Genomic DNA, 15,254 nt, shown 5'->3' with positions numbered 1-15,254 from the left:
TCCAGACAAAAGTGGCAGATAGCAAAACGCCCCACTAGGGGGCGTTTTGTGTGGTTATCCACAGAGCAAGTTACGCCTCGGCTTTTTTAGTCGCCGCTTCGATCTTACGCGTGATGTACCACTGCTGAGTGATGGACAACACGTTGTTCACAACCCAGTACAGCACAAGACCCGCCGGGAACCACAGGAAGAAGAAGGTGAAGATGATTGGCATCATTTTCATGACCTTCGCCTGCATCGGGTCCGGAGGTGTCGGGTTCAGCTGCTGCTGGATGAACATGGTCGCGCCCATGATGATCGGCAGGATGAAGAACGGATCCTTGATCGACAGGTCGGTAATCCACAGCATGAACGGTGCCTGACGCATCTCCACGCTTTCCAGCAACACCCAGTACAGCGACAGGAACACTGGCATCTGCACAAGAATCGGCAAGCATCCACCCAGCGGGTTGATCTTCTCTTTCTTGTACAACTCCATCATGGCCTGGGACATTTTCTGCCGGTCATCGCCATGCTGTTCTTTCAGGGCGGCCAGTTTCGGCGCCACTGCACGCATGCGTGCCATGGATTTGTAGCTGGCGGCCGACAATGGGAAGAAAATCCCCTTGATCAGCATGGTCAGGAAAATGATCGACCAGCCCCAGTTACCGACGATGCTGTGGATATGTTGCAGCAGCCAGAAGATCGGCTGGGCAATGAACCACAGGAAACCGTAGTCCACGGTCAGTTCCAGGCCTGGGGACAACTCTTTCAGCACCGCCTGGCTTTTTGGACCGGCATACAGAATGGCGCTGGTTTCGGCTTTCGCACCTGGCGCGGCAGTCAATGTCGGGCCGGTGTAACCGATGATGAAGTTGCCCTTGCTGTCTTTACGCGTCTGGACAACGTTGCTGTCGCCCTTCTGCGGGATCCAGGCTGTTACAAAATAGTGCTGCAGCCAGGCAACCCAGCCACCTTGTACGGTTTCCTTGAGCTGACCCTTGTCCATGTCCTTCATGGACACTTTCTTGTACGGCTCCGAACTTGTCCACAGGGCGGCGCCCAGGTAAGTCGCGGTGCCGGTGGCGGTGCTGGAGGAAGGATCGTCGCTGGCGTCACGCTTGAGTTGCGCGAACATCGCACCGGACCAAGGCTGGGCGCTCTGGTTGTCGATCAGGTAAGAGACGGTGACGTCATACAGGCCACGTTTCAGGGTGAAACGCTTGATGTAGTTGACACCGTCCTTGCTGAACTTCAGGTCCACGACCAATTGGTCCTGACCGTCAGCCAGTTGATAAGTCTTCTTCTCGGCAGAGTAGACCGGGCGACCGGCCGGGTTCGAATCCGGGCCGTTGCTACCAATCAGGCCACTTTGGGCCAGATAGGTGCGCTCGTTACCGTTGTCGAACAACTGGAACGGGATTTCCGGATGATCCTGGCGACGCGGGTACAGCGGCAGCTTCAGCTGGGCGACGTCACCACCTTGTGGATCGATTGCCAGCTCGAGCACGTCCGTCTTGACCTGGATGAGATCTTTGCTTGCGGCCACAGGGGCTTCGGCAGGCGCGCTGGTATCGCTTGCCGCGCGTGGGATGTCGTCATTGCTGGCAGCATTGTTGCCAACGGGAGCATCCGGCAGGCTCGGTGCGGTATTGCTGGCTGCAACATTCTGAGTCGGCAGGGCAGCCTGGCCATAGTCCTGGTTCCATTTAAGGACCATGACGTAGGACACGATTGCCAGGGCGACGATCAGGATCGTGCGTTTGATATCCATGATTACTCGGCCATCGAAGAAGAACGGGAGGTAGGGATAGGCGGAACCGGGTCATAACCGCCGGGATTCCACGGATGACAGCGACCTAAACGACGAAAGGTCAGCCAGCCACCGCGCAGGAGACCATGATTTTCTATGGCTTCGTACGCGTAGCAGGAACAACTGGGGTAGAAACGACAGTGACTGGCCATCAAAGGACTAATGGCATAGCGATAAAACTGGATCGGAACGAGTGCCAGTTTACGCATCGGGACTGTCTACCCCTACAGTTTCGGTGTTGACCGCTGGTACTGGCTTGTTGCGTGCCAGACGTTTCCAGAGCTTGCCGAAATGCTGAATCAATTCGGGGTTTTCTACGTCACCCAAACCTTTGCGCGCGACGATAACGATGTCCCATCCAACCAGTGAATCCTGGTTCAGGCGAAACGATTCGCGCATCAGACGTTTGAGGCGATTGCGCTGAACGGAGAGCTTGACGCTCTTTTTCCCGATAACCAGCCCTAGTCGGGGGTGATCGAGATCGTTGCTGCGCGCAAGGAGCAGGAGATTTTTCCCCGGAACCTTGCCGGTAGGGGAGTCAAAGACTGCCTTGAAATGCCGGGGTGTAAGCAGACGCTTTTCCCGACTGAAGTCCTGACTCACCTCCAGTGCCGGATTATCAAACTGCCAGACGCGCACGACCTTTGGCGCGACGACGCGACAGGACGGCACGACCGTTCTTGGTAGCCATGCGAGCACGGAAACCGTGGGTACGAGCGCGTTTGATAGTGCTTGGTTGGAAAGTACGTTTCATGTCGTGTTACCTGGTTCGTCCACAACGGGCCGGAATGGCCCCCGTTTTAAGAGACCGGGGATTCTAGAGAAAGCAAGCCTCTAGGTCAATTTCCAACCAGCGTTTCCTTTAAATAGATATCCAGCCGCTTTCGGCGGATTCATCACACAGCGCTAGATATAGAAATAAAGAAGGGAATTATTTAAAGCTTTTCTGTAAAGCTTATAAAAGCAAGGTCGCCACCTGTCTGTGGATAACCATGTCGGAGCCTTGTAATTCGCCATGTACAGAGAATGACAACTACAGGGGAAAGCGGTGGCCAGCCTGTGCTGCGCTGTCGGATAAGCTGTGGGTGGAATGGCTGGTTATCCACAGGGCGGTTATCCACCGAGTTTCGCCCCCACTTGTGCAACGACCTCAGGCTCGGTTATCCACAGAGCTTATCCACCGACCGTCGGTCGTCTTTCTCGCGGTTAACGCATTGATAAATCATGGGCGATGAGCAACCTGCGTGTGGATAAGTGCACGTCTGCTCGCTACAATGGCCGCTTGTTTTTGCCTCACCGGCTTTCAACTTAGGGGATATCCGTGTCAGTGGAACTTTGGCAGCAATGCGTGGAGCTTTTGCGCGATGAGCTGCCTGCCCAACAATTCAACACTTGGATCCGTCCACTACAGGTCGAAGCCGAAGGCGACGAGTTGCGTGTCTATGCACCGAACCGTTTCGTTCTCGACTGGGTCAACGAAAAGTACCTGGGCCGGGTCATGGAACTGCTTGACGAGCATGGCAATGGCATGGCGCCTGCGTTGTCCTTATTAATAGGCAGCAAACGCAGTTCGGCCCCCCGCGCCGCGCCCAATGCGCCGCTGGCCGCCGCAGCGTCACAGGCTCAGCAGGCTGCTGCCCCTGCCCCTGCGCCTGTGAACAACCATGCCGCCCCGGCACCCGCGCCTGCCCCGAGCAAACGCAACACGCAAAAAGTCGCCGAAGTCAGCGAAGAGCCTTCCCGGGACAGCTTCGACCCCATGGCCGGTGCCAGCTCCCAGCAGGCTCCGGTGCGGGCCGAACAGCGCACCGTCCAGGTCGAAGGCGCGCTCAAGCACACCAGCTACCTGAATCGGACCTTTACCTTCGAGAATTTCGTCGAAGGTAAATCCAACCAACTGGCCCGCGCGGCAGCCTGGCAGGTCGCGGACAACCCCAAGCATGGTTACAACCCGCTCTTCCTTTATGGCGGTGTCGGCTTGGGTAAGACCCACTTGATGCACGCGGTGGGCAATCATCTATTAAAGAAGAACCCGAATGCCAAGGTCGTGTACCTGCATTCCGAGCGTTTCGTGGCCGACATGGTCAAGGCGCTGCAACTGAACGCCATCAACGAGTTCAAGCGCTTCTACCGTTCGGTGGACGCCTTGCTGATCGACGACATTCAGTTCTTCGCTCGCAAGGAACGCTCCCAGGAAGAGTTTTTCCACACCTTCAACGCATTGCTTGAAGGCGGGCAGCAGGTCATTCTCACCAGTGACCGCTACCCGAAAGAGATCGAAGGCCTCGAGGAACGTCTCAAGTCGCGTTTCGGCTGGGGCCTGACGGTGGCCGTCGAGCCGCCGGAGCTGGAGACCCGGGTTGCGATCCTGATGAAGAAGGCCGACCAGGCCAAGGTCGAGCTGCCTCACGACGCCGCATTCTTCATCGCCCAGCGTATCCGCTCGAACGTGCGTGAGCTCGAAGGTGCCCTCAAGCGGGTGATCGCCCATTCGCACTTCATGGGCCGCGATATCACCATCGAGTTGATTCGCGAATCCTTGAAGGACCTGTTGGCGCTCCAGGACAAATTGGTTTCTGTGGATAACATTCAGCGAACGGTTGCTGAATACTACAAAATCAAGATTTCCGACCTGCTGTCCAAACGCCGTTCCCGTTCGGTGGCACGTCCGCGCCAGGTGGCCATGGCCCTGTCCAAGGAACTGACCAACCACAGCCTGCCGGAAATCGGCGATGTGTTTGGCGGACGCGATCACACCACCGTGTTGCACGCGTGCCGCAAGATCAACGAACTTAAGGAATCCGACGCGGACATCCGCGAGGACTACAAGAACCTGCTGCGTACACTGACCACTTGATGACCACCAGCGCAGCTTATTAAGGCAAGGGACTAGACCATGCATTTCACCATTCAACGCGAAGCCCTGTTGAAACCCCTGCAACTGGTCGCAGGCGTCGTCGAACGCCGCCAGACCTTGCCGGTACTTTCCAACGTGCTGCTGGTTGTCGAAGGCCAGCAATTGTCGCTGACCGGTACCGACCTGGAAGTCGAGCTGGTCGGTCGTGTGCAACTTGAGGAACCGGCCGATCCGGGTTCCATCACCGTGCCGGCGCGCAAGCTGATGGACATCTGCAAGAGCCTGCCCAACGACGCGCTGATCGACATCAAGGTCGATGAGCAGAAGCTCGTGGTCAAGGCCGGTCGCAGCCGCTTTACCTTGTCCACACTGCCCGCCAACGATTTCCCGACCGTCGAAGAAGGCCCGGGTTCGCTGACCTGCAGCCTGGACCAGAGCAAATTGCGTCGCCTGATCGAGCGCACCAGTTTCGCCATGGCCCAGCAGGACGTGCGTTATTACCTCAACGGCATGCTCCTGGAAGTGTCGGCCGGCGTTATCCGCGCCGTCGCCACCGACGGTCACCGCCTGGCGATGTGCTCGATGCAGGCCGATATCGGTCAGCCGGATCGCCACCAGGTGATCGTGCCGCGTAAAGGCATCCTGGAGCTGGCCCGCCTGCTGACCGAGCCCGACGGCAACGTCAGCATCGTGTTGGGCCAACACCATATCCGCGCTACCACCGGTGAGTTCACCTTCACGTCGAAGCTGGTGGACGGCAAGTTCCCAGATTACGAGCGCGTGCTGCCAAAAGGCGGTGACAAGCTGGTCCTGGGCGATCGCCAGGCCCTGCGCGAAGCCTTCAGCCGTACCGCGATCCTGTCCAACGAGAAGTACCGAGGCATTCGTCTGCAACTGGCCAACGGGCAGTTGAAGATCCAGGCGAATAACCCGGAGCAGGAAGAAGCGGAAGAAGAAGTAGGCGTTGAGTACAACGGCGGCTCCCTGGAAATCGGCTTCAACGTCAGTTACCTGCTCGACGTGCTGGGCGTGATGACCACCGAGCAAGTGCGTCTGATCCTGTCTGACTCCAACAGCAGTGCGCTGGTGCAAGAGTCCGACAACGACGATTCGGCCTACGTTGTCATGCCGATGCGTCTGTAATCATGCCCAGCAGAAGCTAGATGTCCTTAAGTCGCGTCTCGGTCACCGCGGTGCGCAATCTGCACCCGGTGACCTTCTCCCCCTCCCCCCGCATCAATATCCTTTACGGCGCCAACGGCAGCGGCAAAACCAGCGTCCTGGAAGCCGTGCACCTGCTCGGCCTTGCCCGTTCGTTCCGCAGCACCCGGCTGTTACCGGTCATCCAGTACGATCAACTGGCGTGCACGGTGTTCGGGCAGGTGGAACTGGCGGAAGGTGGCCATAGCGCCTTGGGGATCTCGCGGGACCGGCAAGGGGAATTCCAGATCCGCATCGATGGGCAAAACGCTCGCAGTGCGGCGCAACTGGCCGAGATCCTGCCATTGCAGCTGATCAACCCGGACAGTTTCCGCCTTTTGGAAGGCGCGCCGAAGATTCGCCGGCAATTTCTCGACTGGGGCGTGTTCCACGTGGAACCGCGCTTCATGAGCACTTGGCAGCGCTTGCAGAAGGCGCTGCGCCAGAGAAACTCTTGGCTGCGACATGGTACACTTGACGCCGTTTCGCAAGCGGTTTGGGACAGGGAACTGTGCCAGGCCAGCGCTGAAATCGATGAATACCGCCGCGCTTACATCAAAGCCTTGAAACCGGTCTTCGAGCAGACCTTGAGCGAACTGGTTGAGCTTGAGGGCCTGACGCTCAGCTATTACCGAGGCTGGGACAAGGACCGGGAACTGAGCACCGTGCTGGCTGGCTCGCTGCAGCGGGACCAGCAGATGGGCCATACCCAGGCTGGACCACAACGCGCTGACTTGCGCCTCAGATTGGGTGCACATAACGCCGCGGACATCTTGTCCCGGGGGCAGCAGAAGCTAGTGGTGTGTGCCTTGCGTATCGCCCAGGGGCATCTGGTCAGCCAGGCCCGGCGCGGTCAGTGTATTTATCTGGTGGATGACTTGCCGTCCGAGCTGGACGAAGCCCACCGCCGCGCGTTGTGCCGCTTGCTGGAAGACTTACGCTGCCAGGTGTTCATCACCTGTGTAGACCACGAATTATTGAGGGAAGGCTGGCAGACGGAAACGCCAGTCGCCCTGTTCCACGTGGAACAGGGCCGTATCACCCAGACCCACGACCATCGGGAGTGAAGGCATTGAGCGAAGAAAATACGTACGACTCAACGAGCATTAAAGTGCTGAAAGGCCTGGATGCCGTACGCAAACGTCCCGGTATGTACATTGGTGACACCGACGATGGCAGCGGTCTGCACCACATGGTGTTCGAGGTGGTCGACAACTCCATCGACGAAGCCCTCGCCGGCCATTGCGACGACATCAGCATCATCATCCATCCGGATGAGTCCATCACCGTTCGCGATAACGGCCGTGGCATCCCGGTAGACGTGCACAAAGAGGAAGGCGTTTCCGCCGCCGAGGTCATCATGACCGTCCTCCACGCTGGCGGTAAGTTCGACGATAACTCCTACAAGGTCTCCGGCGGTCTGCACGGCGTAGGTGTATCGGTGGTGAACGCGCTGTCCGAACAGCTTGTGCTCACGGTGCGCCGCAGTGGCAAGATCTGGGAACAGACCTACGTCCATGGCGTGCCTCAGGCACCCATGGCGATCGTTGGCGACAGCGAGTCCACCGGCACCCAGATTCACTTCAAGGCGTCGAGCGAAACCTTCAAGAACATCCACTTCAGCTGGGACATCCTGGCCAAGCGGATTCGCGAACTGTCCTTCCTCAACTCCGGTGTCGGCATCGTCCTCAAGGACGAGCGCAGTGGCAAGGAAGAGTTGTTCAAGTACGAAGGTGGCCTGCGGGCGTTCGTCGAGTACCTGAACACCAACAAGACCGCGGTCAACCAGGTGTTCCACTTCAACATCCAGCGTGAAGACGGCATCGGCGTGGAAATCGCCCTGCAGTGGAACGACAGCTTCAACGAGAACCTGTTGTGCTTCACCAACAACATTCCGCAGCGCGACGGCGGTACCCACCTGGTGGGCTTCCGTTCGGCGCTGACCCGCAACCTGAACAACTACATCGAACAGGAAGGCCTGGCGAAGAAGCATAAAGTCGCCACCACCGGTGACGATGCCCGCGAAGGCCTGACGGCGATCATTTCGGTGAAGGTGCCGGATCCGAAGTTCAGCTCCCAGACTAAAGACAAGCTGGTGTCTTCCGAAGTGAAGACCGCGGTCGAACAGGAAATGGGCAAGTATTTCTCCGACTTCCTGCTGGAGAACCCGAACGAAGCCAAGCTGGTGGTCGGCAAGATGATCGACGCCGCCCGTGCCCGTGAAGCCGCGCGCAAGGCCCGAGAGATGACTCGCCGCAAAGGCGCCCTGGACATCGCCGGCCTGCCGGGCAAACTGGCCGACTGCCAGGAAAAGGACCCTGCCCTGTCCGAGCTGTACCTGGTGGAAGGTGACTCTGCTGGCGGTTCCGCCAAGCAGGGCCGCAACCGTCGCACCCAGGCCATCCTGCCACTCAAGGGCAAGATCCTCAACGTCGAGAAGGCGCGCTTCGACAAGATGATTTCCTCCCAGGAAGTCGGCACCTTGATCACCGCGCTGGGCTGCGGCATTGGCCGCGAAGAGTACAACATCGACAAGTTGCGCTATCACAACATCATCATCATGACCGATGCTGACGTCGACGGTTCGCACATCCGCACCCTGTTGCTGACGTTCTTCTTCCGCCAGTTGCCGGAGCTGATTGAGCGCGGCTACATCTACATCGCCCAGCCGCCGCTGTACAAGGTCAAGAAAGGCAAGCAAGAGCAATACATCAAAGACGACGACGCCATGGAAGAGTACATGACGCAGTCGGCCCTGGAAGACGCGAGCCTGCACCTGAACGAAGATGCCCCGGGTATTTCCGGTGAAGCCCTCGAGCGCCTGGTCAACGACTTCCGCCTGGTAATGAAGACCCTCAAGCGCCTGTCGCGCCTGTACCCACAGGAACTGACCGAGCACTTCATCTACCTGCCAGCCGTGAGTCTGGAGCAACTGTCCGATCACGCAGCGATGCAGGATTGGCTGGCCCAGTATGAAGTACGCCTGCGCACCGTGGAAAAATCCGGCCTGGTCTACAAAGCCAGCCTGCGCGAAGACCGTGAGCGTAACGTCTGGCTGCCGGAGGTCGAACTGATCTCCCACGGCCTGTCGAACTACGTCACCTTCAACCGCGACTTCTTCGGCAGCAACGACTACAAGACCGTCGTATCCCTTGGCGCGCAACTGAGCACGCTGCTGGACGAAGGTGCGTACATCCAACGGGGTGAACGCAAGAAAGCCGTGACCGAGTTCAAGGAAGCCCTTGAATGGCTGATGGCGGAAAGCACCAAGCGCCACACCATCCAGCGATACAAAGGTCTGGGTGAAATGAACCCGGATCAGCTGTGGGAAACCACCATGGACCCAAGCTCGCGCCGGATGCTGAAAGTCACCATCGAAGACGCCATTGGCGCGGACCAGATCTTCAACACCCTGATGGGTGATGCGGTCGAGCCTCGCCGTGACTTCATCGAGAGCAATGCGTTGGCGGTGTCCAACCTGGATTTCTGATCCTTCTGCAAACCCCGCTCCGACAAAAAGCCAACGCACATGCGTTGGCTTTTTTTTACACCGAAAATACCCACTCCTTCTAAGACCCATTGGTCAAAAAGGGTGTAACTGGGTAACACCCTGGCATAAAGCCTTCATTCTCAATGGGTTAGAATCGGGTGAAGACCCCGGATACCGGGGGCTTGGATTTCCTGGCGCAAAACTTGCGTGTTTAATAACTTACACACCGTTTTTTTAAATTTACAGAAGCGATGTGTCGAGATGGTACGAATAAATCCAAATGCCAAGGGTAGTCTCAATGAGCGGTACGCAAACTTCCGATAATCTGGCCCAAGGGCTCAAGCCCCGTCATGTGACGATGCTTTCCATCGCCGGTGTGATTGGCGCCGGTCTGTTCGTCGGTTCCGGCCATGCGATCGCAGCAGCTGGTCCGGCCGTGTTGTTTGCCTACGCTGCCGCAGGTGCCTTGGTGGTGCTGGTGATGCGGATGCTGGGGGAAATGGCGGTGGCGTCGCCGGACACGGGTTCCTTCTCGACGTATGCGGATCGGGCGATTGGTCATTGGGCGGGGTTCACCATCGGCTGGCTCTACTGGTGGTTCTGGGTCCTGGTGATTCCGCTGGAGGCCAACGCTGCTGCAACGATCCTGCACGCCTGGTTCCCGAACGTGGCGATCTGGGTCTTCACATTGGTCATCACCCTGCTGCTGACGGTCACCAACCTGTTCAGTGTGAAGAATTACGGAGAGTTCGAATTCTGGTTCGCCCTGGTCAAGGTGGTGGCGATCATCGGCTTCATCGGGCTCGGTGTGATGGCGATATTCGGTGTTCTGCCAACCAGCCAGGTCAGCGGTGTTTCGCACCTGTTCGACACCCAGGGCTTCCTGCCCAATGGCATGGGCGCGGTGTTGGGGGCGATCCTGACCACTATGTTTTCGTTCATGGGCACCGAGATCGTGACCATCGCGGCGGCCGAATCGAAGAATCCTGGCCAGCAGATTTCCAAGGCGACCAACTCGGTGATCTGGCGGATTGGCTTGTTCTATCTCGTTTCCATTTTCATCGTCGTCGCCCTGGTGCCCTGGAACGACCCGCTTCTGGCCAGTGTTGGCTCCTACCAGACGGTGCTGGAGCGCATGGGTATCCCCAATGCCAAGCTGATCGTCGATATCGTGGTCCTGGTGGCGGTCACCAGTTGCCTGAACTCGGCGCTGTACACGGCTTCGCGCATGATGTTCTCGTTGGGCAAGCGCGGTGATGCACCGGCCGTTTCCCAGCGCACCAACAAGAGCGGCACGCCTCACTGGGCAGTGATGCTGTCGACCGGCGCGGCCTTTTTGGCGGTGTTCGCCAACTACGTGGCACCGGCGGCGGTCTTCGAGTTCCTGCTGGCCAGCTCTGGCGCCATTGCGTTGCTGGTGTACCTGGTCATTGCGGTTTCGCAATTGCGTATGCGCAAACAACGCATGGCTCGCGGGGAAAAAATCGCTTTCAGCATGTGGCTGTTTCCCGGCCTGACCTACGCGGTGATTGTCTTCATCGTCGGAGCCTTGACCATCATGCTGTTCCAGGAAGCCCATCGCGTGGAGATCCTCGCGACGGGTCTGCTGAGTGTCTTGGTGGTGATCTCCGGTGTGCTGATCCAGCGTCGTCGGATCGCAAAAACAGGAAGCCTGGTACCGACGATCGGGTGATATCCATTGTGTGGCGAGGGGATTTATCCCCGTTGGGCTGCGCAGCAGCCCTAAAGCAGTGAATTCAATCTTCCAGGCACACTGAGGTGCCTGGTTGGGGGGCTGCTGCGCAGCCCAGCGGGGATAAATCCCCTCGCCACGGATGCATCCAATATCTAGCTCGCGACAGACGCCTCACTCCCCGCCGCCACACTCTCCAACCGATACCCATACCCGTAGATCGTCAGCAACTGCCAACCGCGATCCGCCGTCAGCCCGAGCTTGTTGCGCAGGCGATAGATATGGGTGTCGAGTGGCCGCGACGAGGTCATTTCCTCGTGGGTCCAGAAGCGTTCATAGAAATATTCCCGGGACAGCGGCCGGCCCAGGTTGGCGAACAGGCATCGGGCCAGGCGGTATTCCCGTTCGGTCAGGCTGATGGGAATGCCGGCGCGGGTGATGGTCAGTTCGGCGTCGTCGAACGCCAGGTCGTTGAACACCAGTATGTCGCTGGCGGGCGCGCGTTGCAGGTTGTGACGGCGTAGCACGGCCGTGACCCGGGCCTTGAGCTCGTTAGGCCTGAAGGGTTTGCTCACGTAGTCGTCGGCGCCGGCGTTGAGGGCCTGGACGATGTCGTGCTCACCGTCGCGGCTGGTCAGCATGATGGCGGCCGGTGGCGAATCCATGTGCTCGCGGGTCCAGCGCAGCAATGAAAGCCCGCTGATGTCTGGCAGTTGCCAGTCGAGGATCAACAAGTCGAAGGTTTCCCGCCGCAGTTGTCGCAACAAGGCTTCCCCTCGTTCAAAACTGTGCAGGATCCAGGCTTGCTCGCCTCTGCCGGGGATTTGTTGCAGCGTCTGTTCTACCCGGCGCAACTCGGCCGGTTCATCGTCCAGTATGGCGACACGCATGGAATGCGATTCCTTGATCTCGAGAGTAACGGACATCTTCAGGTGGCAATGAAAGGCAGCCAGTGGCTGATTCATTGACCTGTCGCTGGCTGCGACAATACCGGCTCGCGACACAGAGGGAAAGGCAGCAGCGCACCACCTATCGAGTCCGTTATAGTCGTGGGCTTTCAAGCCTGTCGACTGAGGCAGGCCAGTGAAGATATCCACCGTCCTTGAGTTCGGCCAGGAGGCCTATGAGTAACCAGCGGCGCCGTGAAAGTCGTGAACCCACCCAGGTTCAGCGGTTGTTTCGACAGTTGGTGCGGGAGTGGTTGTGGATAAGTCTGCTGCTGTTGCCGATGACGGCCTTGCTGTCATTGAGCAGCCAATCCACAGGCCATTCAGGCGCCGCATTGCTGTCGGTGTGCCTGGTGGGTTGTGTATTGGGCTTGCTGCTGTTGCGCCCACGCCTGGCCCTGTGGACAACGGTGGGTGGCATGAGCCTGGCCCTGTTGATCAGTGCCATGCTCGGCGCGCGGGGGTGGTGGTGGTCGCCCATGGCGAGTGTGCTGGGGATCATGTTCGGCTACCTGATCTGGAATTGGCGACGGCTTAGCGTGGTGTTGGCCTATTTCGGTTGGGAGCTGGCACGCCTGGACGCCGAGCCCAAGGTCTTCCCGGAGCGTCGCCGCGCCTCCTATACCGGTAGTGACCGTTTACAGGGCCAGATCATGGCCCTGGAACAAGCCATGAGCCGAACCCGCGACACCCGGCGCTTCATTGCCGACGGCTTGGAATACTTGCCGGTGGCAACCATGATCAGCGATCCCCAAGGCAAGTTGCTGCTGGGTAATCGAAAGGCGCGCGAGCTGTTCGGCCATGGCTTGGCGGGCGGCGATGTGCTGGAGCATCTTGGGCAATTGGGTTATCCGGGGCTGGAACACGGGACGCATCACCGTTTATCCACATTGCCCTTGGTGGAGTTTCGCGACATGCGCGAGCGCAGCTTGCGCCTGGAACGGGCTGCGCTGTTGCCGGTGGATGGCGATGCGCCGATTGGCTGGTTGCTGAGCCTCACGGACCTGAGCGCCGAACGTGAGGCGGAAGAACAGCGCAGTGTCATGTTGCGGTTCCTCTCCCATGACTTGCGCGCCCCTCACTCGGCAATCCTTGCGCTGCTCGATGTGCAGCGGCATCAGGTGGGTGGCGATCATCCGCTGTTCGACCAGATCGAGCGCCAGGTACGGCGCGCCCTGGACCTGACCGAGGGCTTCGTACAACTGGCCAAGGCCGAATCCGAGGCCTATCAATTCCGGCCAACGCTGTTCGCCATGCTGGTGTTGGACGTGCTCGATCAGGCGCTGCCCATTGCCCAGGCAAAGCGTATTCGGTTGGTTCACGAAATAGAGGATGAAGACGCGATGGTGCGGGCGGATCAATCGTTATTGACCCGTGCCCTGTTCAATCTGCTGGAAAATGCCATCAAGTACAGTCCGCCCGATGCCTGCATTTCCCTGCAGGTTCATTGCATCTCGGGTTGGTTGATCTGCAATGTCGCCGACCAAGGCAAGGGCATCAGCGCCGAAGAACTGCCGGACCTGTTCAGTCAGTACCGGCGGTTTTCCTCGGCCCAAGGGGTCGATGGAATTGGCCTGGGATTATCGATGGTCAAGGCCGTGGTCGACCATCACGAGGGGAAAATCGAGTGTCGTAGCGTGGTGGGTAAAGGCACGACGTTCAGCCTGCGCTTCCCGTTATTGGAAGATTGAACAGATCGCAGCCTTCGGCAGCTCCTACAGGACGTATCCAATCCCCGAAGGCTACGATTTTTTGCTGCTATAAAAACTTATGCACCTGAACGTGGGTTTTATGTGTTTAGGAAATATGTATTAAAAACATAGGCTTACCACATAAAATCAACGGATTTCGAAAAAACGGTACACAGGTTATCCACAGATCTCAAACAGCAGCTTGTTCCGTGGAAACTTCCGCAACAGGGCCTGGAGGAAGCGAGCCCATTTCCCGTTGAGCCTGTTCATTCCAGGCTTGTACGCGGTCATTGAGCTCGGCGATGGCGCGGGGCCCAGTGCCTTCGGCATACATCGGTGCGCCGATCACCACGGTGATGACGCCTGGTGTTCTTATCCAACCTGCCTTGGGCCAGAATTTGCCGGCATTGTGTGCAATCGGCAGCACCGGCAGGTTCGCGTTCACCGCCAATGCGGAACCGCTGCGGGAGAACTTGCCAATCGTCCCGTAAGGAACACGAGTGCCTTCGGGGAAGATCAGCACCCAGGTATTGTCCTTGAGCAGTTCGTCGCCCTTTTTCGCCACTTGCTTGAGCGCCACTTTGGGATTGTCGCGATCGATGGCAATCGGGCGCAGCATGGCCATGGCCCAGCCAAAGAACGGTACGAACAGCAGCTCACGCTTGAGGACCTGGCTCAACGGCTCGAAATAGGCCGAGAGAAAGAACGTCTCCCAGGTGCTCTGGTGGTTGGACTGGATCACGCAGGGCCGGTCCGGCACGTTCTCGGCGCCTTTCACTTCATAGCGAATGCCCAGGAACACCTTGCTCAGCCACAGTGCGCAGCGGCACCAGTACACGTTGATGAAACGGTAGCGCGCCCTGAACGGCAGGAAGGGCGCGATAAAAAAACTCAGGGTGCACCACAGCAAGGAGCTGGTGCCCAGCAGCAGGTAAAAGAGAAAGCTTCTGATGGCCTGCAATATCGACATAGCGGCGTTTACCGTTGCGGGCAATGCCCGCCTGTTCAAGCGCTTCCCGAACAGTCCTTGATCAGGATGTGTTGGGAGCTCTAATTGTGGATAAGTTCAGCGGCAATCGCCGCCAGGTCGTCAAAAATCAAGGTGCCCACCGGCAGGGTCTTGCCCAGAGTCTTCTCGCCTTTCCCGGTCTTTACCAAAACTGGCTGACAATCGACGGCCTTGGCCGCCTCCAGGTCACCGAGACTGTCACCGACGAACCACACACCTGCCAAGGCCACATCGTAATGCGCGGCAATGGTTTTCAACATGCCCGGCTTGGGCTTGCGGCAATCGCAGCCGTCGTCCGGCCCATGCGGGCAATAGACGATCAAGCCGACTTCCCCGCCCTGCTCCGCCACCAGGGCGCGCAGGCGCTCATGCATGGCGTCCAGGACGGTGAGGTCATAATAACCGCGGGCAATGCCCGACTGGTTGGTGGCGACCGCCACCGTCCAGCCGGCCTTGCTCAACTGCGCGATGGCTTCGATCGAACCGGGCAGCGGCAACCACTCCTCCACCGATTTGATGTAAGCGTCGGAGTCGTGATTGATCACCCCGTCCCGATCGAGAATCAGCAGTTTCAA

Annotated in this window: 13 protein-coding genes; 6 read left to right on the top strand and 7 right to left on the bottom strand. The window is 58.5% G+C overall.

The genetic code is table 11. The features are described 5' to 3' along the window. Positions 1–70: 70 nt before the first annotated feature. From yidC to rpmH, 4 genes are read right to left on the bottom strand one after another with little or no spacing between them, the layout of a single operon-like run. A complete protein-coding gene (gene yidC, locus BLP82_RS12365) occupies positions 71–1,753 on the bottom strand; it encodes a membrane protein insertase YidC (protein ID WP_092167961.1) in 1,683 nt (560 codons plus the stop codon). Between the two features lie 2 nt (positions 1,754–1,755). After that, complete coding sequence (gene yidD, locus BLP82_RS12360) at positions 1,756–2,001, bottom strand: membrane protein insertion efficiency factor YidD (RefSeq protein WP_010465488.1); 246 nt, start codon at positions 1,999–2,001, stop codon at positions 1,756–1,758. Then, the gene (gene rnpA / locus BLP82_RS12355) at positions 1,994–2,395 is read right to left on the bottom strand and encodes a ribonuclease P protein component (protein WP_003207107.1); all 402 of its coding nucleotides are present in this window, start codon (positions 2,393–2,395) and stop codon (positions 1,994–1,996) included. The genes yidD and rnpA overlap by 8 nt, the downstream gene beginning before the upstream one ends. 16 nt (positions 2,396–2,411) lie before the next feature. After that, complete coding sequence (rpmH, locus tag BLP82_RS12350) at positions 2,412–2,546, bottom strand: 50S ribosomal protein L34 (RefSeq protein WP_003213577.1); 135 nt, start codon at positions 2,544–2,546, stop codon at positions 2,412–2,414. Between the two features lie 567 nt (positions 2,547–3,113). On the opposite strand from rpmH, the gene dnaA reads away from it, so the two are divergent. The 5 genes from dnaA to gabP all read left to right on the top strand — a co-directional run bounded on the left by dnaA (position 3,114) and on the right by gabP (position 11,032). After that, positions 3,114–4,649, top strand: coding sequence for a chromosomal replication initiator protein DnaA (gene dnaA / locus BLP82_RS12345; RefSeq protein WP_092167957.1), 1,536 nt, complete (start codon positions 3,114–3,116; stop codon positions 4,647–4,649). 39 nt (positions 4,650–4,688) lie between these two features. Further along, positions 4,689–5,792 carry a DNA polymerase III subunit beta gene (gene dnaN / locus BLP82_RS12340; RefSeq protein ID WP_003196145.1) on the top strand — a complete coding sequence of 368 codons (1,104 nt, stop codon included), beginning with the start codon at positions 4,689–4,691 and terminating at the stop codon, positions 5,790–5,792. A gap of 20 nt (positions 5,793–5,812) precedes the next feature. Continuing rightward, positions 5,813–6,916, top strand: coding sequence for a DNA replication/repair protein RecF (gene recF, locus BLP82_RS12335; protein WP_092167953.1), 1,104 nt, complete (start codon positions 5,813–5,815; stop codon positions 6,914–6,916). Between the two features lie 5 nt (positions 6,917–6,921). Further along, positions 6,922–9,339, top strand: a complete 2,418-nt coding sequence (gene gyrB, locus BLP82_RS12330) for a DNA topoisomerase (ATP-hydrolyzing) subunit B (RefSeq protein ID WP_060739906.1) — start codon at positions 6,922–6,924, stop codon at positions 9,337–9,339. 298 nt (positions 9,340–9,637) lie between these two features. Continuing rightward, complete coding sequence (gene gabP, locus BLP82_RS12325) at positions 9,638–11,032, top strand: GABA permease (protein ID WP_092167949.1); 1,395 nt, start codon at positions 9,638–9,640, stop codon at positions 11,030–11,032. Positions 11,033–11,187: 155 nt separating this feature from the next. Here the strand turns inward: gabP and BLP82_RS12320 are convergent, their stop codons facing one another. Beyond that, positions 11,188–11,922 (bottom strand): response regulator transcription factor, encoded by a 735-nt coding sequence (locus BLP82_RS12320; RefSeq protein ID WP_092167944.1) that lies wholly within the window; start codon positions 11,920–11,922, stop codon positions 11,188–11,190. 233 nt (positions 11,923–12,155) lie between these two features. On the opposite strand from BLP82_RS12320, the gene BLP82_RS12315 reads away from it, so the two are divergent. After that, on the top strand, positions 12,156–13,670 hold the full coding sequence (locus BLP82_RS12315; RefSeq protein WP_092167939.1) for a sensor histidine kinase: 1,515 nt from the start codon (positions 12,156–12,158) through the stop codon (positions 13,668–13,670). Positions 13,671–13,860: 190 nt separating this feature from the next. Here the strand turns inward: BLP82_RS12315 and BLP82_RS12310 are convergent, their stop codons facing one another. Together BLP82_RS12310 and gmhB are read right to left on the bottom strand one after the other, a co-directional pair. Then, positions 13,861–14,640, bottom strand: a complete 780-nt coding sequence (locus tag BLP82_RS12310) for a lysophospholipid acyltransferase family protein (RefSeq protein WP_092167935.1) — start codon at positions 14,638–14,640, stop codon at positions 13,861–13,863. 80 nt (positions 14,641–14,720) lie between these two features. Then, a complete protein-coding gene (gene gmhB, locus BLP82_RS12305) occupies positions 14,721–15,254 on the bottom strand; it encodes a D-glycero-beta-D-manno-heptose 1,7-bisphosphate 7-phosphatase (protein WP_060739901.1) in 534 nt (177 codons plus the stop codon).

Source organism: Pseudomonas sp. NFACC37-1 (assembly GCF_900101575.1).
GTDB lineage: Bacteria > Pseudomonadota > Gammaproteobacteria > Pseudomonadales > Pseudomonadaceae > Aquipseudomonas > Aquipseudomonas fluorescens_AA.
Note: the sequence above shows the minus strand (reverse complement) of the source record. Positions and strands in the feature narration are given on the sequence as shown.

What these genes read in the sequence shown, in the direction of transcription:
- yidC (WP_092167961.1), bottom strand. Translation starts at nt 1,753, where the DNA reads ATGGATATCAAACGCACGATCCTGATCGTCGCCCTGGCAATCGTGTCC.
- yidD (WP_010465488.1), bottom strand. Translation starts at nt 2,001, where the DNA reads ATGCGTAAACTGGCACTCGTTCCGATCCAGTTTTATCGCTATGCCATT.
- rpmH (WP_003213577.1), bottom strand. Translation starts at nt 2,546, where the DNA reads ATGAAACGTACTTTCCAACCAAGCACTATCAAACGCGCTCGTACCCAC.
- dnaN (WP_003196145.1), top strand. Translation starts at nt 4,689, where the DNA reads ATGCATTTCACCATTCAACGCGAAGCCCTGTTGAAACCCCTGCAACTG.
- recF (WP_092167953.1), top strand. Translation starts at nt 5,813, where the DNA reads ATGTCCTTAAGTCGCGTCTCGGTCACCGCGGTGCGCAATCTGCACCCG.
- gabP (WP_092167949.1), top strand. Translation starts at nt 9,638, where the DNA reads ATGAGCGGTACGCAAACTTCCGATAATCTGGCCCAAGGGCTCAAGCCC.
- BLP82_RS12320 (WP_092167944.1), bottom strand. Translation starts at nt 11,922, where the DNA reads ATGCGTGTCGCCATACTGGACGATGAACCGGCCGAGTTGCGCCGGGTA.
- BLP82_RS12315 (WP_092167939.1), top strand. Translation starts at nt 12,156, where the DNA reads ATGAGTAACCAGCGGCGCCGTGAAAGTCGTGAACCCACCCAGGTTCAG.
- BLP82_RS12310 (WP_092167935.1), bottom strand. Translation starts at nt 14,640, where the DNA reads ATGTCGATATTGCAGGCCATCAGAAGCTTTCTCTTTTACCTGCTGCTG.